24 protein-coding genes are annotated in these 22,401 nt (G+C 37.0%); 14 read left to right on the top strand and 10 right to left on the bottom strand.

The features are described 5' to 3' along the window. Positions 1-201: 201 nt before the first annotated feature. Positions 202-1,830, bottom strand: a complete 1,629-nt coding sequence (locus Q0940_RS06565; RefSeq protein WP_299265892.1) for a PepSY-associated TM helix domain-containing protein — start codon at positions 1,828-1,830, stop codon at positions 202-204. A gap of 9 nt (positions 1,831-1,839) precedes the next feature. Beyond that, entirely contained in the window at positions 1,840-2,130 is a 291-nt protein-coding gene (locus tag Q0940_RS06560; protein WP_299265889.1) for a hypothetical protein, read from the bottom strand. 122 nt (positions 2,131-2,252) lie between these two features. On the opposite strand from Q0940_RS06560, the gene Q0940_RS06555 reads away from it, so the two are divergent. Beyond that, positions 2,253-4,622, top strand: coding sequence for a TonB-dependent receptor (locus Q0940_RS06555; RefSeq protein WP_299265887.1), 2,370 nt, complete (start codon positions 2,253-2,255; stop codon positions 4,620-4,622). A gap of 142 nt (positions 4,623-4,764) precedes the next feature. Here Q0940_RS06555 and murQ read toward each other — a convergent pair whose 3' ends face one another. Then, positions 4,765-5,688: an N-acetylmuramic acid 6-phosphate etherase gene (gene murQ / locus Q0940_RS06550; RefSeq protein ID WP_299265885.1), complete on the bottom strand. Its 924-nt coding sequence runs from the start codon at positions 5,686-5,688 to the stop codon at positions 4,765-4,767. Positions 5,689-6,028: 340 nt separating this feature from the next. Here murQ and alr point away from each other — a divergent pair, with 340 nt between their 5' ends. From alr to nagA, 5 genes are all read left to right on the top strand, one after another. Next, positions 6,029-7,111 carry an alanine racemase gene (alr, locus tag Q0940_RS06545; protein ID WP_299265882.1) on the top strand — a complete coding sequence of 361 codons (1,083 nt, stop codon included), beginning with the start codon at positions 6,029-6,031 and terminating at the stop codon, positions 7,109-7,111. Positions 7,112-7,189: 78 nt separating this feature from the next. After that, complete coding sequence (nagZ, locus tag Q0940_RS06540; protein ID WP_299265879.1) at positions 7,190-8,236, top strand: beta-N-acetylhexosaminidase; 1,047 nt, start codon at positions 7,190-7,192, stop codon at positions 8,234-8,236. Between the two features lie 2 nt (positions 8,237-8,238). After that, positions 8,239-9,810: a sodium:solute symporter gene (locus Q0940_RS06535; protein WP_299265876.1), complete on the top strand. Its 1,572-nt coding sequence runs from the start codon at positions 8,239-8,241 to the stop codon at positions 9,808-9,810. Next, positions 9,810-10,826, top strand: coding sequence for a glucosamine-6-phosphate deaminase NagB-II (gene nagB-II, locus Q0940_RS06530; RefSeq protein WP_299265873.1), 1,017 nt, complete (start codon positions 9,810-9,812; stop codon positions 10,824-10,826). Before Q0940_RS06535 ends, nagB-II begins: the two co-directional genes overlap by 1 nt. 41 nt (positions 10,827-10,867) lie before the next feature. After that, positions 10,868-12,028 (top strand): N-acetylglucosamine-6-phosphate deacetylase, encoded by a 1,161-nt coding sequence (gene nagA / locus Q0940_RS06525; protein ID WP_299265869.1) that lies wholly within the window; start codon positions 10,868-10,870, stop codon positions 12,026-12,028. Between the two features lie 64 nt (positions 12,029-12,092). On the opposite strand, the gene Q0940_RS06520 is transcribed toward nagA, so the two are convergent. Both Q0940_RS06520 and yrfG read right to left on the bottom strand, forming a co-directional pair. Next, on the bottom strand, positions 12,093-12,314 hold the full coding sequence (locus tag Q0940_RS06520) for a BrnA antitoxin family protein (protein WP_299265865.1): 222 nt from the start codon (positions 12,312-12,314) through the stop codon (positions 12,093-12,095). A gap of 719 nt (positions 12,315-13,033) precedes the next feature. Beyond that, positions 13,034-13,693, bottom strand: coding sequence for a GMP/IMP nucleotidase (gene yrfG / locus Q0940_RS06515; protein ID WP_299265862.1), 660 nt, complete (start codon positions 13,691-13,693; stop codon positions 13,034-13,036). Between the two features lie 63 nt (positions 13,694-13,756). On the opposite strand from yrfG, the gene nudE reads away from it, so the two are divergent. Genes nudE through Q0940_RS06500 form a run of 3 tightly spaced genes read left to right on the top strand, consistent with a single transcriptional unit; the run spans position 13,757 to position 15,705 of the window. Continuing rightward, positions 13,757-14,323, top strand: a complete 567-nt coding sequence (gene nudE, locus Q0940_RS06510) for an ADP compounds hydrolase NudE (protein WP_299265860.1) — start codon at positions 13,757-13,759, stop codon at positions 14,321-14,323. Positions 14,324-14,349: 26 nt separating this feature from the next. Then, positions 14,350-15,180 carry a 3'(2'),5'-bisphosphate nucleotidase CysQ gene (cysQ, locus tag Q0940_RS06505; RefSeq protein WP_299265858.1) on the top strand — a complete coding sequence of 277 codons (831 nt, stop codon included), beginning with the start codon at positions 14,350-14,352 and terminating at the stop codon, positions 15,178-15,180. Positions 15,181-15,195: 15 nt separating this feature from the next. Further along, complete coding sequence (locus tag Q0940_RS06500; RefSeq protein WP_299265856.1) at positions 15,196-15,705, top strand: hypothetical protein; 510 nt, start codon at positions 15,196-15,198, stop codon at positions 15,703-15,705. A 39-nt stretch (positions 15,706-15,744) separates the two neighbouring features. Here Q0940_RS06500 and Q0940_RS06495 read toward each other — a convergent pair whose 3' ends face one another. The 5 genes from Q0940_RS06495 to Q0940_RS06475 form a co-directional block, all read right to left on the bottom strand. Next, positions 15,745-15,963 carry a YheU family protein gene (locus Q0940_RS06495; RefSeq protein ID WP_299265854.1) on the bottom strand — a complete coding sequence of 73 codons (219 nt, stop codon included), beginning with the start codon at positions 15,961-15,963 and terminating at the stop codon, positions 15,745-15,747. Next, positions 15,960-16,955, bottom strand: coding sequence for a hydrolase (locus tag Q0940_RS06490; RefSeq protein WP_299265852.1), 996 nt, complete (start codon positions 16,953-16,955; stop codon positions 15,960-15,962). The genes Q0940_RS06495 and Q0940_RS06490 overlap by 4 nt, the downstream gene beginning before the upstream one ends. A gap of 147 nt (positions 16,956-17,102) precedes the next feature. Next, positions 17,103-17,318: a TIGR02450 family Trp-rich protein gene (locus Q0940_RS06485; RefSeq protein ID WP_299265849.1), complete on the bottom strand. Its 216-nt coding sequence runs from the start codon at positions 17,316-17,318 to the stop codon at positions 17,103-17,105. 22 nt (positions 17,319-17,340) lie between these two features. After that, entirely contained in the window at positions 17,341-17,622 is a 282-nt protein-coding gene (locus Q0940_RS06480; RefSeq protein ID WP_299265845.1) for a DUF3081 family protein, read from the bottom strand. Between the two features lie 96 nt (positions 17,623-17,718). Continuing rightward, on the bottom strand, positions 17,719-18,615 hold the full coding sequence (locus tag Q0940_RS06475) for a LysR family transcriptional regulator (RefSeq protein ID WP_299265842.1): 897 nt from the start codon (positions 18,613-18,615) through the stop codon (positions 17,719-17,721). A gap of 153 nt (positions 18,616-18,768) precedes the next feature. Between Q0940_RS06475 and nhaA the strand changes: the two genes are divergently transcribed. From nhaA to Q0940_RS06450, 5 genes are all read left to right on the top strand, one after another. Beyond that, positions 18,769-19,959, top strand: a complete 1,191-nt coding sequence (gene nhaA, locus Q0940_RS06470) for a Na+/H+ antiporter NhaA (protein WP_299265839.1) — start codon at positions 18,769-18,771, stop codon at positions 19,957-19,959. 5 nt (positions 19,960-19,964) lie between these two features. Then, positions 19,965-20,381, top strand: a complete 417-nt coding sequence (locus Q0940_RS06465) for a Rap1a/Tai family immunity protein (RefSeq protein ID WP_299265836.1) — start codon at positions 19,965-19,967, stop codon at positions 20,379-20,381. Between the two features lie 217 nt (positions 20,382-20,598). Then, positions 20,599-21,264: a flavin reductase family protein gene (locus tag Q0940_RS06460; protein WP_299265833.1), complete on the top strand. Its 666-nt coding sequence runs from the start codon at positions 20,599-20,601 to the stop codon at positions 21,262-21,264. Between the two features lies 1 nt (position 21,265). Then, positions 21,266-21,691, top strand: coding sequence for a DUF393 domain-containing protein (locus Q0940_RS06455; protein ID WP_299265828.1), 426 nt, complete (start codon positions 21,266-21,268; stop codon positions 21,689-21,691). After that, entirely contained in the window at positions 21,654-22,397 is a 744-nt protein-coding gene (locus Q0940_RS06450; RefSeq protein WP_299265825.1) for an SDR family NAD(P)-dependent oxidoreductase, read from the top strand. The genes Q0940_RS06455 and Q0940_RS06450 overlap by 38 nt, the downstream gene beginning before the upstream one ends. Positions 22,398-22,401: the final 4 nt, after the last annotated feature.

Below are 22,401 nucleotides of genomic sequence, written 5' to 3'. Positions count from 1 at the left end.
AATACAATTCCAAATAACGATATTACACCCAGGTAAATAAATACTCCCCGCGCAGTCCCGTATAAATAAGCAAATAATACAACAGAGGTAATACTAAATATTACTGAGATTAAGCGGTGCTTTTTATTTTGCGTGTATGAGCCATTTTGATTTAAAAAATAAATACCTACTATGGCAGTAACAAAAGCTAAAAATAACATATTACGCTTTCTCCTCCGTTAATGTTTCATCTTGTTCTGAGTCTTTACTATCGCCACCAGGTAATGAAAACAGTTTTTTATAACTGAACAGCATTAATAAGCCTAAGAATAGTAAAACCCAGTCAACGGAAACCGATACAAAATGTTGCGTTTCAAATACATTAAATATGTGGCTAGAAGTTAAGACTGCATCCATTGGCATAACCAATGTTAATAAAGCCGCAATCATTAAATATATGGCTTTGATTGCCTTTTTATAATGTACAAGAAAAGGAATAAGCAGAGCAATTAACCAGACACTAAAGAAAACATTAAAAATAGCACTGGTATGATCAAGGCCATGCATGACTTTATTTAATATAAGTTGAGTCGGGAATAAGGCTGAAGTCGCCAGAACAATACCACCACAAGAGCCTATTAATAACTTGTTGAAATTTTGATAAGTACGGCGACTATGATTTGGTTGTTGAGAATTAAGTCCGCGCTCAATCCAAAGCATAAGCCCAGTTATAGGTAGCAACGCTGTTATCATACCTAATATAGACCAAATAGCTTTTACTAACACGCCTCCAAAATTACCATAATGCAAAGGGAACATGGCATCTAATATCTTTCCGGTTACACCTTCTAGTCGGCCAAATCTTGCTTGGCTTTTTATATATTCACCAGTCACTCCGTTGTAAACTAACGTCTCCCCTCCCATTTGGTCACTACCTGTTCCATATATATAGATCATAGCGTTTTTATCGCCATAACCCATAATTGCTATATCTCTGAAAGTTAAATCAGGCCTACTTTTTTCTGAGTGCTCTAAGATATTAGATAATTGTGTTGGTTGCTCTACATGCGAGATAACGGCAGGTGGTATAGCGGTAAAGGTTTCTAGTAACTTTTCCTGATCGCCATTAAAGCTAACATAAGCTGCAGCCGGTACTAAAATTACAGTGGCCAATCCTAAAAAAGCACCAGTGAAAGCAATTGTACTATGGAATAAAACAGCCCATACACTCATTACTTTGTGACCATCTGTTAGCATCAATGAAAACGTTTTTCGTATTCTAAAAGTAAATAATTGAGCTAAGATTTTTCTGTGAATAAACAAACCTGTAACAATAGACACCATTAAGGTTAAGCCTAATAAACCGGTTAATATTAAACCTAGAGGATTCCCTAAATGTAAGTCAGCATGGAAATGAGCTAAAAAAGTAGATATATCTAACTTATCTTGCTCAAAAAAAGTATCCATGTCAGTTTTAGTTAATTCTTCTAATGTTTCAGGGTGAAACTCATAGACAATACCTTTATGCTCTTCTTTGCCTTTGTCGTTTTCAAAATGACCTTCAAAAATAACACGAGAGGATTGAGAAACTCGTGACGATGGCAACCGAATGTGAACCTCTTCAAGATACTCAGGACCAACTTTGCTTGAATATTCATCAATGAGCTGCTCTAAACCTTGTGAGTTACTTTGAATTGGTGCTCTTATTTCATCATTTGCCCAAATTTTTAACTCAGGTAATGTGAATACAGCAACTGAGCCACTAAAAGCGATAATAAAGAGTAAAATTCCAGTAATTAAACCAACCCACGAGTGAAGTTGATATAACTTCTTTATTGTAAAACTTTTCATTAAACGCCCTTATTTACTAAATAAAGCAAAATAAATACATGAGATATGGATCACATTAAGACTGATCATAACCAGCCAAACCTGTTTAACCGACTCAGCCATATAGCTATAAATAAATAGCCCAGTCCAAATAAAAGGAAATAATAAAACAGGTATGCCAATAGCGTCATTTTGAACAACCGGAAGGTATGTTGGCATTGCTGGGATCATAAGGACTGAGGTAATTAGAGTTAACACCACAGCCAAGAATGTACGGTTTTTAAAAGCTGTAAATGTGTTCTTTTTAGAGATTTTATCCATAGCACTTATCATATAAAAAATAATCGACATAAAATATATGAAATTCATTGATTTAGCAAGTGAGAATCATTATCATTTGCAGCATGTGAACAAATTAATAACTCATATTTAAGTGAAAAATAATGAAGCTAACTAAACTAGCCCTCGCTGTAGGTTTTGGACTAAATACAATTTCTTTAGGTGCTATGGCAGATGTTTCAGCTATTGAAGATATTGCCCAAGAAAGTAAAAATGAAAAGAGTGTAACTCAAACAATAGAAGCTATTGTAGTAAGAGGTCAAAAAATAGACCGTAGTATTCAAGAAACACCTACCAGTGTTGCTGTTATTACCGCTAAAGATATAGAGAAACAGAATGTGCAAAACGTCAGTGACGTATTTTCTGGTATGGCCAATGTAACTGGCACATTAAGTGACGGTTTTACTATTCGAGGTATAGATGCATTTAATGTTTCAGGCGGTGGTGGTAGTTATTTAGCTACTATGTACTTTGATGGAGCTCCGTTACCTTGGCGTGTTGTTAACAATGGTGCGGTGCCTGTTTGGGATCTTTCTCAGGTGGAAGTATTCCGTGGACCACAATCTACATTACAAGGTCGTAATGCGTTAGCTGGAGCCGTGCATATCAGGAGCCAGGATCCAACCTATGACTGGAGTGGTAAAGGTAAAGTCACTATTGGTAATTTAGGACAAAAAGAATACGCATTTGCTGGAGGTGGCAGCATTATTGATGACATGCTTGCCTTTAGAGTCAGTGTTGAAGATAAAGAACTAGAAGGTGATATTGATAATGTGACCAGAAATGAAATGTCTAACTACGAAGAGTCAAATACCGTTAGAGGTAAATTATTATACCAACCAACTGATAATGTTACCGCATTACTTACATTGTCAAATACAACCAGTGAATTAGGTGTGCAATGGGCAACCTATGAGTATGGCGCTGATATATTCGATAGAAAAAACTACTTTAATTCTCCAACTTTCAGAGACTCTGATACAGACATAGCCACATTAGAAGTGTCTTGGGATATTACAGATCAGCTTTCTTTGGTCTCTGTGATCACGACGAATACCTCAGAATCAGGATATAACTGGGACGGTGATTCAACATCTGAACAATTATCACCAGATACACAGAATACTCGAACAGACAAAACCAATAGCCAAGAGTTAAGACTTGCCTATGATGGTGACAATCTACAAGCTGTTGTTGGTTTTTACGCATCAGACTTAGATGTTGTGGATAACTCTTTAGGTGGCACATACATTGATGTAGAAAATGCTCTCGGTTATGATTTCCAAACCGCAGTGACGGGTCTGTTAATGACAAATGGACTTGATGGCGCAACTGCAAGTTATCTGGCTGGACAAGTTACTCCGTTGTACCCAGATATTGATCCTATCTTACTTGATTTTACGTCTGATTTTACGCAATCGGTGTCAACTAAGGCTTTGTTTGCAGATGTTACCTATTCTATTAATGATTCGTTTGATTTATTAGCAGGTTTACGATTTGAAAATGAAGAGCAAGCTAATGACAAAGAGTCAATCTATTCAATATTGAATACAATGCCAGATCCTAGCGTATATGATGCACAGACAGGGGCGATATTAACTGGGATAAATGGATATTTAAATGGACTGGCCGACAGTTCTTCTGGAACCGAGCCTTTATCATCGACAGACTTTGATGCGTTCTTGCCTAAATTAGGTGTTAGCTACCATATTAATCAAGACATGACGACTAGCTTTACTTACCAGAAAGGTTATCGTTCTGGTGGTGTAGGAACGAACACGGCGCAGAATTATTTATATACTTACGATTCTGAATACACAGATAATTATGAATTATCATACCGTTCAGTGTGGATGGCAGGCCAATTCGTGTTTAACGCCAATGCTTTTGTAATTCAATGGAAAGACCAACAAGTACTAAATCAATTGTCGACGAGACAATTTGATGTGGAAACACAAAATGCAGGAGAGTCAGAAGTTAAAGGTGTTGATACAGAAATAGTTTATTATCCGAATCAGCAGCTACGTATTACAGCAGGCCTAGGTTATTCAAAATCAGAGTTTATTGATTATACTTATGTGCTAGCAACAACGGGTGAAGACGTAGATTTATCAGGCCGTTCATTTGCAGATGCACCTACGATAACCGCAAATATTTCAGTTGATTATGATTTTGATTCTGGCGTATACACTAATATCAATGCAAATTATCAAGACAGTTCAAAAGCGTATTTCGACCCTGTAAGCATTGTAGGTGAGGACGGTGGTGATCCTGAAAATGATGCTCGTATGTTAGTAAACGCTCAAGTGGGCTATGACTTCGGTAATTATCAGGTTCGTTTTGATATTAGAAACTTACTTGATGAAGAATACATTTCTGTCTATTCCGATGCTGCAATTGAAAATGGGCAAAATGGACAACATATTATCGGACGTTCAAGACAAGTTAGTCTAAGTGTTCAAGCTGCATTTTAAGCATTAGCTAGTTTACTACTAGTGGAATAGAAGCTAAATAAATGTAAGTAAAGCCCTTATAAATATAATTTATAGGGGCTTTTTATTTGGGCGCATAAGTCTTTATTTAGGGGGGCTTTATTTATTGTTCATTTCTGAATAACTAGCTAGATTGTGCATCAATCGCTTTTCGTAAAAAGCCTTTGTTTTGTTGTAATAGTGATTTAGCTTCTTGTACATCCGTACCCGTTAATATCATCATAATCGCAACCTTTGCTTCATTGTTAGCTGCTGTTAATGCATTAGACGCAGTTTGCTCATCACATTCTGTTGCTTGCATAACGATGAGTACTGCTCTGGCGTATAACTTGTTGTTGCTGGCGTTCACATCCACCATTAAATTTTGATAAGTTTTGCCTATTTTTATCATGCTAACGGTACTAAGCATATTAAGAATTAATTTTTGTGCTGTTCCAGATTTCATACGAGTAGAGCCTGTTAGAACCTCTGGCCCTACGGCGGCACAAATATCTACATTGGCTTGCTGGCCAATAGGCGAATTAGGGTTACAACTAACGGCTACGGTTTTAGCACCAAGACCTTTTGCGTATTTTAAGGCGGAAATAACGTAAGGAGTACGGCCACTGGCGGCAATTCCAACAAGTACATCTTTGTTATTAAAGTTAATGTTTTTTAAATCTTCAATAGCTGCACTTTGATCATCTTCAGAGCCTTCAACCGCTACTTTAATCGCTTTTTCACCACCGGCAATAAGAGCGATGACCATATCTTTTGCCACACTAAATGTAGGAATACATTCAACAGCATCTAAGATCCCCAAACGACCGCTAGTACCAGCACCTATATAAATTAAGCGCCCCTTATTTTTAAAGCTTTCAACAATGGTATCAACCGCAATAGCAATTTGGGGTAAAGAAGACCTTACAGCTAAAGCGACTTTTTGATCTTCATTATTAATTTTTTGCAAAATGGCATCTGTAGACAATAAATCAATGTTCATGGTGTCAGGGTTACGAGTTTCCGACAAAATAGTATTGAGTTCATTTATCAGTGAATTATTGTTCATAGTGTTTCCATTTATACTTCTAATTTGACTAGGTATTACTGAACTAACGCAGTGTATTGCCTGAGATCGTAAGTTTATCCCACTGCTTAGCATTGGAATATCGCAAGAATATATTATTCTTAAAATGTTGTATATAAGAAATAATAATTGATTTATGATTGATGGCGTGTTTTTATTTGCAAATAGAAACAGCTCAACAGTTGCCAATATGACCCTTAAAACTAACTACTAGATAAAACTAATAGTGTGAATGACTCAAGGCTTTTCATTCTTATTTATCATATCGGCAAATAGCAGTACTAAATGAATAGATAATTAAAATATTATTAAGAATAAGCAGATGACAGTATTTGGAAGGCCAACTTACGCAGATATAAATTTGACCGCACTGGTTGATAATTATCGACAAATGTCGGCGCTGGCAATCAAAAGTAAAACTATGGCAGTTATCAAAGCAGATGCTTATGGCCATGGTTCGGTTGCGATTGCTCAGGCCTTGTCGAATGAAGGTGCAGGGTTTGCTGTTGCTTTTATAGATGAAGCTATACATTTACGTGAATACGCTATCACCAAGCCTATTTTGTTACTTGAAGGTGTGATGTGTGAGGCTGAAATGGCATTGGCGCATGAACTAAACCTTTGGGTTATGCTACATACTCGTGAACATTTTGAATGGTTACGTAATTTAGATCCCTCATTGCGCCCAACAGTATGGATAAAAGTTGATACTGGTATGCATAGGTTAGGGATTGAGTTTGCAAATGTTAACTCTATATTGACTGAATTTTCTGACTTATTAATTGACTGTACTGTGTTATGTAGCCACTTAGCCTGTGCGGATGAAAAAGATAATGTTGCGAATAATAAACAAGTTGCACAGTTAGCTGAATTGGCCGAGTTACATGGTTTAGATTTTAGCCTGGCAAACTCTGCGGCTATATCTCAATGGCCAAGCTCTCATGGTTGTTGGAACCGATTAGGGATTTCTTTGTATGGTTGTACTCAACCAGTAAAGAATAAAGAATTAACGTTAAAACCTGTTATGACATTAAGTGCGCCAGTTATTGCCATTAGAACTCTAGAGAAAGGTGAAACTGTAGGTTATGGACAAAGTTGGATAGCTCAACGAAAAACCATTATTGCTACAGTCGCAATAGGTTATGCTGACGGTTATCCACGTCATGCACAAGCTGGAACGTTAGCTTGGTTGCATAATCAAACAATTCCGTTAGTCGGACGTGTATCTATGGATATGCTCACATTTGATGTAACTGGTTTAAACCAAGTTGAAGTTGGCGATATTGTAGAGCTTTGGGGTGAAAATGTTTTGGTTGAAGATGTTGCTGAATACGCTTCGACAATTTCTTATGAGTTATTAACTAGATTGTCTGCACGTGTTAAACGTCGCTATATCACTAGTTAACTTAACCAAACATGGCTTAAATGTTAAGCAATAAATTAATTAGCAATGCTTCATAAGCAACAAGGACCAAGAAATAATATGAGCAAACAGATTACATTTAACAATCCACCTTCTAATGCAATTGTCGGTTGTGCTTCAACGGAACTTACAGATGAAGAAAAAGTATTGTTTAATAAAATGCGTCCATTGGGTTTGATTCTGTTTGCTCGCAACATTACTGATCCAAAGCAAGTAACGTCATTGGTTGAAGAGTTTAAGTTAGTAACAGATAACAAATATGCATTGATTTTAATTGATCAAGAAGGTGGACGAGTTTCTCGCTTACCAGCTCCACATTGGCGTAGACCTCCAAGTCCTACTGAGTTTGCTAAGTTATACAAACACTCCCCAGACGCTGCAATCCGCGCATGCGAAATTAATTATCAACTAATAGGTGCTGACTTAAAACGTGTAGGCATTAATGTTGATTGCGCACCTATGTTAGATATTCCACAGGCTGATGCTTCAACCGTCGTTACCGACCGAGCATTAGGAAATACACCCGAAAGTGTTATTGCGCTTGCTCAAGCAACTATCAATGGTTTGCAACTTAGTGGCGTTGAGCCAGTTATAAAACATGGTCCGGGTCATGGACGTGGAACAACTGATAGTCATAAAGCATTACCGATAGTTGATGCCGATATAGATAGCCTAGCTACATGGGACTTTTTGCCTTTTGAGCATTTTAAAAATGAGTCGATGTTAATGACCGCTCACATACTTTACACCGCAATTGATGCTGACTTTCCTGCAACTTTAAGTTCTAAAGTACTTAATGACGTAATAAGAAAGCATATTGGTTTTGATGGATTAATCATGACTGATGACATTGATATGCACGCCTTAACTGGTACGTCAGCAGAAAAAGCGGAACTAGCATTAAATGCAGGTTGTGATGTGATATTGCAATGTAGTGGCAATATTGATGATTTATTTTCTCTTGCAACTGCAGTGCAACCATTAAACGGTAAAGCATTAAAACGTGCTGAGATTGCAGCATCAAAAGCTGCGGTCCATAAAAACGAAATAGACGATGACGCATTATTAAATGAGTTATCTGTGCTTTTATCTAAGAGTGATAATTAATTATGATTGATCAATACACAAGTTTGGACGTTGCTGTTTTTGGCTTATACTTTTTAATATTACTGGTGACCGGTTACATATTTAACCGACGAGCTAAAAATACTAACGACTATTTTCTAGGTGGAAATAGTATGTCCATTTGGACGGTAAGTATTTCTGTACTCGCTACGTCACAGTCTGCCGCAACTTTCTTAGGCGGACCAGATCAAGGTTATCGTGGTGATTTAACTTACCTTTCCACTAATATCGCAGGCTTTATTGCCGCATTTTTTGTGGCTAAATTTCTACTACCTCGTTTTTATGCATTAAAAGCATTTACCGTGTATGAATTACTCGGTAGCCGCTTTGGTGATAACGCTAAATATCAAGCTGGTTTGGTATATTTATTTGGTCGTTTGTTTGCCAGTGGTGCACGTTTATTTATGGCGGCTATTGCGGTTGCCATGATTTTATTTGGTAATGTTGAACCAAGTTCAGTTGCTATCGCCATCTGTATTATTACGGTTGTTGGCTTTGCTTATACGGTTTATGGCGGAATAAGAACGGTTATTTATTCAGACGTTGTTCAATGCGTTATTTATGTTGGTGCGGCGGTATTGGTATTGTTTCATTTGATGAATGCTATTCCGTTAAGTACTGGCGAGATTATAAATGTGCTGCAAACTCCGGCAATTGATCAGGCATCTAAACTTACCTTTATTGATTTCTCAGTCGACTTTACCAGTTCTGGTGTTTTTAATATTTGGTCAATATTGACGGGCTTTGTGTTGTTAAATATTGCTGCATTTGGTTTAGACCAAGACGTAACTCAACGCATGCTAACGTGCAAAGATTCTAAAAGCGCAACCAAAGCGCTTGTTTCATCAATCATGATGGGCATTCCTATTGTTCTAATATTTGTTTGTATTGGCTTGTTACTTTTCATTTTTTACCAACGTCCAGACATTATGGCGCAAGCTGCTGGTGGCGCTCCAATTCCTGAATTTGAAGGCCAAACGGTTACCATTTTTATGTACTACGTTTTGACCAGCTTACCTAATGGGATAAAAGCGGTTGTCACAATCGGGATTGTTGCGGCTGCGTTATCAACCTTAAACTCCGGTTTGAATTCTATGTCGTCGGTTGCAGTACAAGATATTTACCGTGGTTGGTTTAAAAAGGGGATAGAGGTAGCAGAAGATAAATTAGTCCGTGTTGGCCGTGTGACAATGGGCATTGTTGCTATCGCACTCGGTTGTGTCGCTTTACTTTGTTATTACTGGCAACAATATACAGACACTCCGTTATTGGCGTTTGCCTTAAGCGTAATGGTATTTTCATACAGCGGATTATTAGGCATTTACTTTACCGCATTATTTTCAGAACGTGGCACACCGGGATCAATAGTTACAGCGCTTATTGTGGGTTTTGCTATTCCAATGTTAATGCAACCTTATGTGCAGTCATTGTACTTACCAGAAGCTTGGCAATTTGATTTAGCCTTTACATGGCAGTTGGTGGTTGGTACTGCAGTGTCTACCTTGATCTGCCTGTCTAGAAAAAACAGCACTCAGAAAATTACAGGAAAACTATAATGTCACAGTCACTTATGGTGGAAGAAGCACTACAAACTCCAGAACGAATAGCGACACAGCTTAGTGAAAATAAAGATAGAGTAAAAACCATTGTAGCGGGAATAAAAGCATTTGCGCCAAAGTCAGTAATGATAATAGGTAGAGGCTCTTCTGATCATGCTGGTGTATATGCAAAGTATTTGATTGAAACTGAATTAGGTTTACCTGTTTCTGCAGCCGCACCGTCAGTAAGTACTTTATTTGGTAAAACGCTTAAGTTAGAAAATACCCTGGTTATTTGTATTTCTCAATCAGGTAGAAGTCCTGATATTTTACACCAAGTTGAACAAGCTAAAAAAACCGGAGCATTTTGTTTAGCGCTAGTAAACGATGAAACCTCACCTCTAGCTGAACTGGCTAATGAAGTATTACCGTTACAAGCAGGACCAGAAAAAGCAGTAGCCGCAACTAAAAGTTTTTTATGTACGTTAAGTGCAATCGCGTCACTTGTTGCTACATGGTCAGGCTCAAAAGACTTATTAGCCGGATTAGAAAATTTACCAAAACAATTACAGCATGTAACAACACAAGCACCGCAACTTACTTTCGATGCTTTAAAACATGTTCAACATTGTGTGGTGTTAGGGCGCGGTTTTGGTTATGCCATAAGCCGAGAATTAGCGCTTAAGTTAAAAGAAGTTTGTGGTATTCATGCTGAGTCATTTAGTAGTGCTGAGTTTTTGCATGGACCTATTACGCTCGTAGCAAAAAAGCTGATGTTGGTAGATGTTGAGATTGACGATGAAACGTTAATAAATCATAAAAAACAAGTTGCTGACGTTATCAGCCGAGGCGGTGTTGTAGTTACATTAAAAGTTGATAACGATAACAGCACTGAAGGTGATAAAATACATAAGCGTTTAGCACCACTGGCTATTATGTTGCGTTTTTATCTGGATATTGAGCAGGTAGCACAACAAATGGGATTGAATCCAGATGAACCTGTTGGTTTAAATAAAGTTACGCAAACACTGTAATTTAAATATATTTCAGATACGTAAGGTAAAGGAACTTCACCATGACATGGTTTTGTGCAAAACAGTTTTTTGATGGCACTAATTTAAAAACTAACTACCGCTTTCAAGTTAAAGATGGTGTGGTGACATCAACCGAAAGTGACCAGGGTTCAAATGGAGGTGGCTTAAATGACCAAGGTTCAAATGACTTTTTATGCCCTGATGTGCAGTTTAATGGTTTAGTGACCCCTGGTTTTTTAGATGCACAAGTCAATGGTGGTGGTGGAGTTTTATTAAATCAGGCTCCAAGTGTCGTTACCCTTAAAACCATGTTTTCAGCTCACCAGCAGTTTGGTACAACGTCTATGTTGCCAACGTTAATAACAGATAATTTATCTGTTATGCAAAATGCTGCTGATGCAATTGCACAGGCAAAATCTGAAAATATTGAGGGTGTTGTGGGAGTGCATTTTGAAGGGCCGCACTTAAGTGTAGCTAAACGTGGTATTCATCCATCTGATCAAGTTCGTGCAATTACTGATGCTGAGTTAAAGGTAATCACTCGTAATGACTTAGGTAAAGTCCTGTTAACCGTAGCGCCGGAAAATGTCAGTCCAGACGTAATAAAGGATTTAGTAAGCCAAGGTGTGATTGTCGCTTTAGGTCACTCTAATGCAGATTTTAATACGGTTTTAGCCGCAATTGATGCAGGTGCAACAGGCGTAACACATTTATTTAATGCTATGTCTGGCCTACAAGCTAGAGCGCCAGGATTAATTGGTGCTGCGCTGGATGATGAACGCATAACTGCGGGATTAATTGTTGATCTTCTGCATGTGCATGAAACTAACTGCCGTTTAGCCTTTAAAGCAAAGTCAGCTAAAGGCGTTATGCTAGTTACTGATGCAATGGCGCATGTTGGTAGCGACTTAATGTCTCTACCTTGGTTAGACTCAACAATTACTCGTGTTGGTGACAAGCTTACAACTCCAGATGGCACTTTAGCAGGCTCGTGTCTTGATATGATGGCAGCGGTAAGAAACTCACAGCAAGTGCTTGGGATTCCGCTGGAAGATGTACTACACAGCGCCACACAAGTTCCAGCTAAATTTTTAGGCTTAAATGATATTGGTCATTTAAATGTTGGAGCCAAAGCTGACTTTTTAGTGATCAATGACAATATGCAAATTGAACAAGTCTACCAAAGCGGTCGCTTAATATAAGTTAGAGGGGTTGTAATTAGATTTATGTAGCGGCTCTAGTTGATTGTTAGAACTAGAACTAGAACTATGCCTGCCAGTTAATATCTATTTTCTTATGGGTTGCAACACAATCTCTCAGATATAAATTTATTAAGCTTTGATAAGGAACGCCTGACTCTTCCGCCATGGCTTTAAAATAAGATATAACATCCTCATCAAGACGCATTGTTACCGGCTTTTTTAATTTACCTGCGTAAGTATTTTTACGCGATTTTATTGCTGAAAAATCATATTCATCTTTCATCATTAACTCCCTCGCTGTTAGTTTTTACTTTCATTTTTTGTCGCTTCTTTGGCCGATATAACTGTAATAATATTCCCATCCTCACGTCCGCAATGAGCAAGTAATATATTGGTTTTATTACTCATACAAGCATCAAAAAGCGATCTTCAGTTATGGCATTTTATTCATTAAAAACTGCACAGCAAACACATCAAAAAGTACAGACTTAGCTTCCCCCAAAAGAAACGCCGTATTTGTTACAGCTTTTGCTGTATTTTACTCTAATTAAATCATATGTACATTGTATGTACGCGTGTGAGGAGTGTTAGAGTAGTTATTATGAGGGAAAATTGGTTAATTTCTACTGCTCAGTAACACTCTAGTTAATATACAGTTCACAGACCTATTTTCAGTTTGCTCTTCTAGGGAAGAGGAATGTTTTATGGATTCAGGTTATCCACAAAAAGGCCTTACTTCATTCATATTTATTCCAAATCGAATTATAGCGATATCAATTTAAGGTAGTACATCCATAGAAAGCTAACAGGTTTATAGCGAGCGAATTGCGTGTTTTTTTACCAGAACATCGCTCACATTTCTAAATAATTTATTTTTAGCAGAGTCGTTAACTAATTACTAAAAAAGTAATTTAAATCTGAAGTTTAATTGGTTACTCGCGAAGGGGCGAAATCAGATTATCTAGATGAAAGCTAATTAAAAACCTCCTGAGATATTGAGCGATACTATTTTATTTGAGTTATCAACGTTCTAAAATCCGTTGTATTTACATAGCCTGTAATTTCTTTTGCCGGCTTTTTACTGTCTGGGTTTGCGATTGCTAATAAATGCTGAATACCAAACTTTTTAGCTGAGTCTAATACTGGTTTTGAGTCATCTACAAATAACGTATGTTTATTATCAAAACCAATATCTTGTTGTAGTTGTTGCCACAACCTTTGGCTTTCTTTACTCACTCCGTATTGATGACATGATATTAGCCTGTCTATGTGGCTATCTAATTGGGTCATCTCTACTTTTAAGCTTAGTGAATTAGGGTGTGCATTAGTAACTAAAATTACTTCTTTTCCTGCGGCATGAAGTGCGTCCAAAAATGGGATAGTGTCATCTCGTAATTGGATTAAATGGCTGATCTCGCGTTTTAATTCCAAAATAGGTAAATCTAACTCTTGCTGCCAATAATCTAGGCAATACCACTCTAATTGTCCATAAACAGCATCGTTTTGAATTTTTAGTTCTGTTTGCGCTTTTTCTAGTGAAACGCTATGCTTTTTAGCAAATGCTTTTGGTACATGTTCTATCCAAAAATGGTTGTCAAAATGCAAATCAAGTAGGGTGCCGTCCATATCAAGTAAAACAGTGTGTATATCAGACCAATTAAGCATAGATTTTTAATCTTTGTTCGTTATAGTAGTAACTAGGTATCCGATTCTAGCAGAAGGCCATCCATGTCGGAGCAAATAAAGCAAAAAAAACCGCAATTACCTGTTATTCATAGTTCTGAATTAGTAGCTAAAAGTCGTTTATTTAAAATAGAACAACTGGAATTAGAGTTTTCCAATGGTGAACAACGTACCTATGAACGCATGAAAAGTTCAGGTCGTGGCGCGGTTATGATCATCCCCATTGTGAATGAACAAGAATTTTTACTGGTCAGTGAATATTGCGCTGGAACCCATAGTTATGAACTCGGTTTCCCCAAAGGGCTTATTGATCCAGGTGAGTCTCCAGAACATGCAGCAAACCGAGAGTTAAAAGAAGAAATCGGTTTTGGGGCAAAACGTTTAGTCCAATTAAAAAGCTTATCAAGCACGCCTAGTTACTTTAACTCAATCATGCATATTTATATGGCGTTCGATCTCTATCCAGAATCTCTTGAAGGGGACGAACCAGAACCGCTTACTGTGGTAAATTGGCAATGGGATAATCTAGACGAATTGATGAGCCGAGAAGATTTTACCGAAGCACGTAGTGTATCGGCCTTGTATATGGCGAAAGAAAAACTAACCTTATAGTATAAATATGAGCTAGGGAGTTAAGTGTGACATTATCACTAGAGCAGTTAGCAGCACATGCGGTGGAAATAGCAAATTCTGCAGGCGCCGCTATTTTAGAGTTTTTTGAAGATGGTGACTTTGAGCAATTTAGTAAACTAGATGAATCCCCTGTAACCAGCGCAGATTATGCTTCTAATGGAATTATAATGGAGCAGTTAACTAAGTTAACGCCAGACATTCCAATTATGTCAGAAGAAATCGAAAACATTCCCCTAGCAGAGCGTAAGATCTGGTCACGTTATTGGTTAATTGATCCATTAGACGGGACACAAGAATTTGTGGCTGGTCGTTCAGACTTTGCGGTTAATATTGCGTTAGTTGAAAATGGAAAACCGATACTTGGTATTATTCATGCACCTGTTACCAAAGTTACCTTTTGGGCGGCGCTAGGATTAGGTACTCATAAGATATGCGGTGGCAAAACGACACAAGTGACGGCAAGTCCCGTCGATTTGGCAAACCCATACTTACGTGTTGCTATTAGTCGAGTACAAAAATTAGAAACCATCACTAAGTTTATTAAACCTGATGTCGCATTAGAATTTGTTTCCATGGGAAGCGCGGCGTTAAAGTCATGTTTAGTGGCTGAAGGTAATGCGGATATATATATTCGAGTTGGTATTACAGGTGAATGGGATACAGGCGCACCACAAATTATAGTGGAAGAAGCGGGTGGCTGTATTTTAGATTCTGAGTATGGTGAGCTAACCTATAATCAAAGAGAGTCGGTATTAAATCCTAACTTTATGGTGGTTAGTGATAAGTCGTTTGATTGGTCAACAATTACTATCCCACATACATCAAGACGAGATTAAGGAATAAGAGTTATTATGATCACTGATATTAATAATTTGATTGGTTGTGCCATGTCACTATTAAGTGGCCGAGAAGCAGATTATGTAGATGGTCGAGTGCTAAGTCCGCAGTCAGCCGATGATATGAAATGTATTGCACATGACATTACCGAATATCTTAAAAATAGCTCGATGAAGTCAGAAGTTGAAATGCAAAAGCTAGAGCATTACAAACATACTTTATTGGCTATTTCGCCATTTGGTAGCCGTTATATTTCAAATCGACACGATCACTATTTTATTATTCAATGTGAGTTTGATTTTGATTTATTAGAGGATGCTCTTGAGCATGAAACGTTAGATGATATGTACGACTCTATGTCTATTGCTCATGACTTTGAGCGAGCAGAATTTGAATCCACAGCGATTATCGTACGTGAAATGGATAACAATATTCTAGCTTGTGATTTACGTGGTTGTTGGAGTCCGCTAACCGATAAATTCGCCGTTAGGGTAGAAGACTGGGTTGATCACTACGCAATTTAGAGACTTATCTAGTAAATAATACAATTGGTATAAAAGCCGTTAACCTTTGAAATCGTTAGCGGCCATCAAATTTACGGTTTCGTGTAGTTCTGAATAAACCAAAACAACATCACCGTTATTAAGTTGTCTTTGTACGTCTAGTTTTTTTTCTTCAAATGAAATTTCAGCTTCGCCATAATCAGTTCCTTCTCTCATGACAAACTCTTCAATTATTCCACTTAATGCATCGTTACTTATTTGCTGCCATGGGATGATCATTTTTTCTCAATTAATAAGCTTTTAATAAAGGCAATGCTGCGAGTTTCTAACCAAAATTCTGGTTTTAAAGGATTATTGCCAGCTAAAAATCCGACATGCCCACCTTTTTTACTCAACTCAAATTGAACCGAAGGAGACAGTTCTGCCTCGGTTGGAATAACAGATTCATTCATAAAGGGATCGTCCTCAGAATGAATGACTAAAGTTGGTGTGTTAATGGTCGATAAGAATTGCTTGCCACTGGATTGTTGATAATAATCTTCAGCGTCAACAAAGCCATTTAAAGGCGCAGTGACTAATCTATCGAAGTCAGTCATATTCGTTATGTTATCGAGCGTTTCTTTGTCTAATAGCCTAGGATCGCTACCATTTAAATGTTCTATTTTTTCATGGGTACTTCTTTTCAGTTTATCTAAAAGGTACTTTTGATAAATCTTAGCAAAACCTTGGTTTACCGCTTTTGTACACTCAGATAAGTTAAATGGCGCTGATATAACAATCGCACCATCTAATTGTGAGTCTTCTCTTTCCCCGACATATTTCGCCAGCACATTTCCACCTAATGAAAAGCCGATAGAGAATATTGGATTGGTTGGATGTCTTTGCCTTAGATAATCAACAAATTCACTCACATCTGAGGTTTGTCCAGAGTGATAGCTTTGTGTTTTACGATTTGTTTTGGCACCGCAGCCTCTAAAATGCATGAGAACCGCAACCCAACCTTGCTGATAAATAGCATTCATCATGCGCTTGGTATAAAAACTATCAAACGAACCTTCTAGTCCATGAAACAGCAATACAATTGGTTGGTCTGGTTTTATTTTATTGACTTGATGTGACCAAGTAACCTCTACAAAATCGTCATCACTTAGCTCAAAATCTTGAATTGCCGGCTTAAATAGTGATTTTATAGGATATGTTCTAGGTATAATTGTCTGTAAATGACGATTAGTCATCCACCAAGCTGGTTTAAATTCTGATTTAACTAACATGTAACCCTCAATGTTTATCAAATATAAATGGGGTCGAATTAGTTAAATTCAAATTTATTTATCCTTTTTAATCATGGAATTGTTGGTAATAAAACCGATTTTATACTGATAATGATAGATTGAAGTAATTACCGATAATAATCAATATTATTGCCAGCCGATTTTCCACTTTGTAGGATCTTTTAAGTCTCGCCAATTAATCTGGTATTGCTGATTATTAATGACAGCTTCAATGACACACAAAGATACTTTTTGTTCGTCATCAAACTCAACGTCTATAACAATAAAGTGCTTTTCTTTATTGTTCACAAGCATTGCTGTCCATTTACTATTTAATAATGCCTTTGGATTTACTCTATTCATAATTACAGCTCGTTTTGCCTAATTACTTTCTTGATTCTGCATGCGGGGAACGTTGTTCTTGTATTAAATCAAAGGCATGTGTAGCTGCTTTTTGAAATGCAAGTAACTCGGATTCTTCATCATATTCAAATGAAAAACGACTATGGAACATTAATGTTATCGTCACATCTTTAAACCTTAGGTAGCAAGTGTAGCCGTCTATTTCGCTCCAGGCGCTAAAATCTCCAAAAGTGACTTTTGAACCTTCTTTAGTGCCATGTGTCATCACATGATTAAATAATTCTAAATAGCTTATGTATGTCATATGTCACCTAATATTTATTGTTAAGGTTTTAAAGTTGAGCATTCTACTTATAGTAATACGTTTAAAGTTTAAAATACGATTAACTTTATTTATAAGCTATTGAGGAAATAATTTTTGAGATTCATTCAATAAATGCTGCACGGCAGGGTGCTTTACTTTGCGTTCAGGAGAAATAAGATAATAGTGCTCCATAATTTGGTCGGTTCTTCCTATTACGGATAAGTCGAATTGTTCTAGTACATGACTTTCAATAATTGTAGGCGCACAACACACGCCATAGTTAGCTTGGCAAAAGTAATTAGCCAGAACTGAATCATCAAATTCACCAATAATTTTAGGCTTTACATCTATTTGTTCAAACCAAGATAAAACATTGATTTTCTGATTAGTACCTTCGCCAGCTAAGAAAAAAGGTACCCCATCAAGAGAGTTTGGGAAGTTTTCCTCTAAATCATTGGCTTTGTTCTGGGTAGCAAAAAAGCTCATTCCACTTTTGCCTACCACATGATTAAACGCTTTAACGGCCGAATGAGCTGGTAATGATGTATCGCTTAATATGGCATCTAACTTGTTAACGGCTAATTCGCCTAATAGTGTATCTAATTGGGTCTCTTTACATATAAGTTTGATGGAGCTATCCATGGTGTAAATGTTTTTTAAGAAATTAAAAGAGAATACTTTTGGAATAACATCCGTGACGCCAACAGAGAATTGAAACGCAAATTTTTCTGAATGGTTTTTTAATGAATTTTGTAGCTCATCACCAAGATTAAATATTTCTTTGGCATAATTGTAAGTCACATTCCCCATGGCATTTAACTGCATTTTTCTGCCAACACGATCAAATAGGTTGTAACCTAATTGTTCTTCTAATTTTTGTAGTTGAGAACTCAATGTTTGCGGAGTGATATGCAAAAAAATAGATGCTTTTGCAATGCTGCCATGAGTTGCAATGGCGTAAAAATATTGAAGGTGGTGATAGTTTAAGCGCATGTTTTTTCACAGTTATAATCAACGTTATGTTTCAATATAGCATATTAATATCAACTTTTAACTGATATCTGATCAGTTATAATCGACTGTTTAATAATTACACCCTCAGCTATAACTTATAAGTTGGAGACAATTAATTCATAAGGAGTTCATATGTCAGAAAATGCACTTATTTTAAAATGGAAAGAATTTATAAAGACAGATGCCAGTCCCGGTATCATTCTTGTTCTTGCCTCACTTATTGCGCTTATATTAGCAAACAGTCCACTTAGCCCAGCCTATAACTCTTTCTTAGAGTTTCCAGTAAGTATCGTACTTGGTTCATTTGAAATAAGTAAACCTCTGGTTTTATGGATCAATGATGGCCTCATGGCTATATTCTTTTTTGTTGTTGGATTAGAAATAAAAAGAGAATTGTTATACGGGCAATTAGCATCCAAAGACCAAGTTATTTTGCCATTTTTAGCTGCGATTGCAGGGATCATATTTCCAGCGCTTATATATGTAGCATTAAATTATGAAGACGCTATTGCCATGAACGGTTGGGCAATACCATCCGCCACAGATATCGCATTTGCTTTGGGATTATTCATATTGTTTGGTAAGCATTTACCACCAAGTTTAAAACTGTTCTTACTGTCGGTTGCTATTATTGATGACATTGGTGCAGTTATTATTATTGCTTTGTTTTATTCAACTGATTTAGCTCCTAACTCACTAATTATAGCCAGTGTTGGTTTGGTGGCTTTATTTCTGTTTAATCGTTTGAAGCTATCGAGTAAAACGCCATTTATTTTAGTGTCAATTGTTGTTTGGGCTGCAGTATTAAAATCTGGTGTACATGCTACCTTAGCAGGTTTTGCAGTGGCTTTATTTATCCCTATAGCTAAAGAAAAATCTGAATCCATGTCTTATCAAATTGAGCACGGTTTACACCCATGGATTGCCTTTTTTGTTTTACCTGTCTTTGCCTTTTCTAACGCTGGTGTTGAGCTAATTGGTACATCAGTTTCTGAATTCTTTACACCGGTAACCTTTGGTATTATTGGGGGGTTATTTATAGGTAAACAGTTAGGTATTTTTGCTGCTTGTTATGCAGCTATCAAATTAAACCTTTGTAAATTGCCGAAAGATGCCACTTGGACTCAACTATATGCAGTTTGTTTACTCTGTGGTGTTGGTTTTACCATGAGTTTATTTATCGGTTCTTTGGCATTTGAAGAGCAAGGCTTAGCTTATCAAACACAGGTTAAGGTTGGTGTTTTGGTAGGATCAATATTATCCGGAGTGTTGGGTGCTGTACTTATAAAACGCTCATCTAATAAAATAAAAGTAGAAGGTTAATAAAGATGAATTTAAAAAATGTACTTGTTGCCGTTAGTTTTATGTTGATTACTTTTGTCGCTAAAGCTGATTTTAAATCAGAAATCATAGAGTCCTGTGCTCATTACCAAAAAAATGATGGCGGTAAAGCTGTCAACGCCTGTAAATTGTATATTGATGGATTTATTGATGCATCAATGCAATATCATGAAAGCAGCAATAACGATGATAAAAGTGAATTTATTAAACGGGTTTACCGCACCCGAACTATGTCAGGTGAATTAGTAAGTAGTGACTTTGAAAGGCCGTTTTGCATTCCTAAAAAAATGCAAAGACAGCAAGTGGCATCGTCAGTTGCTAAAGCGTTAGACTTATCTAACTTAGATATTACGGATTTTAGAATAGTGGTACATCACTCTTTAGTGAAGCTATACCCTTGCTAGAGTTTTGTATTCCCGCTTAGATAAATATAAATCTTGTAGGTAAAGGAATACCTATAAGAGCTTTGTAAAACTCATAACCAAACTTAACAAGTATCTATTAAAATTAATCAGTAAAGTGTGATCGCGAAGTAATAAACTTACGTATTAACAGCTAAATGAAATGCTTAAACTAAGCTGTTAAATCAACGAGCTTAGTTAATACGTAGAAGTGATACCTATGCAACATTTTAACAATGATGAGTTAAGTGAAATGGCTACACGTTACCGAGTGCAGCTAATTAATAGCTTATCTGGTTTCAAAAGTGCCAACCTTGTTGGTACTTGTGACAAGCAAGGTAACAATAATCTTGCTATCTTCAGCTCTGTTTTTCATTTAGGCTCCTCGCCTGCATTGGTCGGTTTTATTATGCGACCAGACAGCGTTTCCCGCCATACATTAGATAATATTAAGCAAACAAAGCAATACACAATTAACCAAGTGAGCGATGATTTTTGGCGTAAAGCGCACCAAAGTTCAGCTCGTTATTTGAGTGACCAAAGTGAGTTTGAACATGTAGGATTAACGCCAGAGTTCATTGCTAATGTTACCGCTCCGTTTGTGAAAGACAGCCGTTTAAAATACGCATTAACTCTTAAAGAGATAATCCCAATTCAACTTAATAATACCCTTTTAGTAATAGGTGAAATTACAGATGTTTTGTGCGAAGAAAGTGCGATACAAGATGATGGATACATAGATATAGAGTTATTAAATACCGTGGCAATTTCAGGGTTAGACAGTTATCACTCCACGCAACGATTATCCCGTATTAGTTACGCTAAACCGGATAGATTACCAGTAGAAATTCCGCTGAATGGTCCCGTTAAAAATGAAGGGGCATAAAATGCTAACGATATTTTATGACGGTCATTGTCCTTTATGCGCTGCAGAAATGAATCACCTAGCACGCAAAGATGTAAATAATGCAATTGAATTGGTTGATATTCACCAAGACGGGTTTTCACAACAATATCCAGAAATAGATCATGCAGAAGCAATGAAAATACTACATGGTAAATATCAAGGTAAAACGTTACTAGGATTGGAAGTTACGCATAGGGCTTGGACTCTTGTTGGTAAAGGCTTTTGGGTGGCACCGTTAAACTGGCCAGTTATAAAAACACTCAGCCATTTTGTGTATTTGGGACTGGCTAAATACAGGCAACCAATTTCATCTTTTTTGGCAAAGGTTTTTGGTTTAAAAGCCAATAACTGTAATTCGGGGACTTGTTATGATAACTCAAAAAACACTGATAATAGGCGCAAATAGCGCTATTGCTCAGGCTATTGCGACCGAACATTCTGGTTTATCCAACAGCGAAGTTATACTCGTTAGCCGTGGGTTTTCTGATAATGTATTGGTCACATATCAGAATTTACAAAATACTAGACTTATTAGTGTAGAAGATTACACCGTCAGTTCCATCGAGCTAGCTTGTATAAAAATACAAGCAGACTCTACATTGCCTATAACCAATGTTTTTGTTTGTAACGGTATATTGCACAGTGAGACGATACAGCCAGAAAAACGCCTAGAAGATTTTGACGCAGAATCATTTAACCAAGTTATGTCAGCAAATGCATTAACGCCTATGTTGTGGTTACAAAAGTTAGTGCCGATATTAACTGGAAAAATCAGATGTAATATAATTGTTTTCAGCGCTAGAGTTGGCAGTATTAGCGAGAACAAATTAGGAGGTTGGTATAGCTACAGAGCATCAAAAGCCGCACTTAATATGATGCTAAAAACCGCATCGGTAGAGCTTGCTCGTCGAGCAAAAAATATCAAAGTCATAGTATTTCATCCTGGTACTACGGATACTGAATTATCAAAACCATTTCATAAAAACGTACCTAAAGGTAAGTTGTTTACCTGCGAATTTGTTGCGCAGCAATTATTAGAAGTCGTTAAAGGACAGGAGCTTGATCAAACGGCCAGTTTCTTAGATTGGAAAGGTGAAACTATTAATTGGTGATTAG

Source organism: uncultured Psychrosphaera sp. (assembly GCF_947500655.1).
In the GTDB taxonomy this organism is placed as follows: Bacteria; Pseudomonadota; Gammaproteobacteria; order Enterobacterales; family Alteromonadaceae; genus Psychrosphaera.
Note: the sequence above shows the minus strand (reverse complement) of the source record. Positions and strands in the feature narration are given on the sequence as shown.